A 1,801-nucleotide genomic window follows, 5' to 3' on the forward strand; every position below is an offset into this window, starting at 1 on the left:
GGCCAGGGCCTTGTTGACGGTCTCGCGGGACGCGCCGACCAGCTGGGCGATCTCCTCCTGCGTGAGGTCGTGCGTCACGCGGATGTTGGCGCCCTCCTGGGTGCCGAAGCGCTGGGCCAGCTGCAGCAGCGCCTTGGCCACGCGACCGGGGACGTCGGTGAAGATGAGGTCGGCCAGGTTGTTGTTGGTGCGGCGCAGGCGGCGGGCCAGCACGCGGAGCAACTGATCGGAGATCTCGGGACGCTCGGAGATCCACCGCTTGAGCGCGGAGCGGTCCATGGCCTGGACGGAGACGTCGGTGACGCAGACCGCCGAGGAGGTCCGCGGGCCCGGGTCGAAGATGGACAGCTCGCCGAACATGTCCGACGGGCCGAGGATCGACAGCAGGTTCTCGCGGCCGTCGGGGGCCTTGCGGGAGAGCTTCACCTTGCCGGAGGTGACGATGTACAGGCTGTCGCCCTGCTCGCCCTCGCGGATGATCACATCACCCTTCGAGTACTCCTCGCGGGTCAGGTCGGCACGCAGCGCCGAGACGGCCGCGGGCTCGACACCCTGGAAGATGCCGGCCCGGGTGAGTACGTCGTCGGCAGACTGGTCCGTGCGGCGATCTATCGTCACAGTCTGTGACCCTCCCGTTCGGGCGCGGACGAGCGAGGTCCGCGCCATGGCGTGCGTGTGGCGAAAGCCACTGTAGCCGTTCCGGTGCCCCAGGTGTGACCAACGCGCGGCGACCGGGGTGGGTCAGGTCTCGATCTTCTCCGGCTCGGCCAGGATGGCGGCCTCGAACTTGTCCATCAGGAGGGCGAAGCCGGCGAGGAGGACCGGGACCAGGACGACGAGGATTCCCTGCATGACCCCGAGTAAACACCCCCGCGGGCCGGCGCGCACGCGCGGGCCGGCGCACCCGAGGGTGGTCCGGGCCGTAATGTGGACTCATGCCCGACCCCGCTCCAGCTTCCACGAAGCGCCGCAGACGAGGGGTGGCCGCGAGGGGGGTGGAAACCGACCTCGGGCGCACCCGCCGCGCCAGGCGCATGCTCCGCACCCTCGAGAGCGCGTTCCCGCACGTCTACTGCGAGTTGGACTTCCGCGACCCGCTCGAGCTGAGCGTCGCGACGATCCTGTCCGCGCAGTGCACGGACAAGCGGGTCAACGAGGTCACGCCCGCCCTGTTCGCCCGGTACCGCACGGCCGCGGACTACGCGGGCGCGGACCGCGAGGAGCTGGAGGCGCTGATCCGTCCGACCGGTTTCTACCGCAACAAGGCACGCAGCATCCAGGGTCTGGGCGCGGCGCTGGTGGAGAGGTACGACGGCGAGGTGCCGCGTCGGCTCGAGGACCTGGTCACCCTCCCCGGGTTCGGGCGGAAGACGGCCAACGTGGTGCTCGGTAACGCGTTCGGCGTGCCCGGGCTGACGGTGGACACGCATTTCATGCGCCTGGTCGCGCGCTGGAGGTGGACCGAGGCCACCGACCCGGTCCGCATCGAGCGGGAGGTGGCGCGGCTGCTCCCGCGCGCGGAATGGACCGACGCCAGTCACCGGATCATCTTCCACGGCCGACGGGTGTGTCACGCGAGGACCGCGGCCTGCGGGGCGTGTGTCCTGGTCGACGACTGCCCGTCCGCGGGCGAGGCCGGCCCGCTCGATCCGGTGGCCGCCGCCCGCCTCGTGGCGGGACCCGAGCGCGCCCACCTGTTGGAGTTGGTCGGGCTGGGGGAGCACGCGTGAGCGCCTCGCTGAGATGGTCGCTGGTGGCGCTGGTGGCGCTGATCGGCGTCGTCGTCGCGCTGGTCTCCACC

Annotated in this window: 2 protein-coding genes; one reads left to right on the plus strand and one right to left on the minus strand. The window is 71.2% G+C overall.

Features of this window, described 5'->3' with window-relative positions:
- A partial coding sequence (locus G6022_RS13695; protein ID WP_182691779.1) for a cyclic nucleotide-binding domain-containing protein occupies positions 1-618 on the minus strand: 618 nt, incomplete at its 3' end.
- 416 nt (positions 619-1,034) lie between these two features.
- On the opposite strand from G6022_RS13695, the gene nth reads away from it, so the two are divergent.
- Entirely contained in the window at positions 1,035-1,730 is a 696-nt protein-coding gene (nth, locus tag G6022_RS13700) for an endonuclease III (protein ID WP_241731223.1), read from the plus strand.
- Positions 1,731-1,801: the final 71 nt, after the last annotated feature.

Source organism: Dietzia sp. Cai40 (assembly GCF_014145165.1).
In the GTDB taxonomy this organism is placed as follows: Bacteria; Actinomycetota; Actinomycetes; order Mycobacteriales; family Mycobacteriaceae; genus Dietzia; species Dietzia natronolimnaea.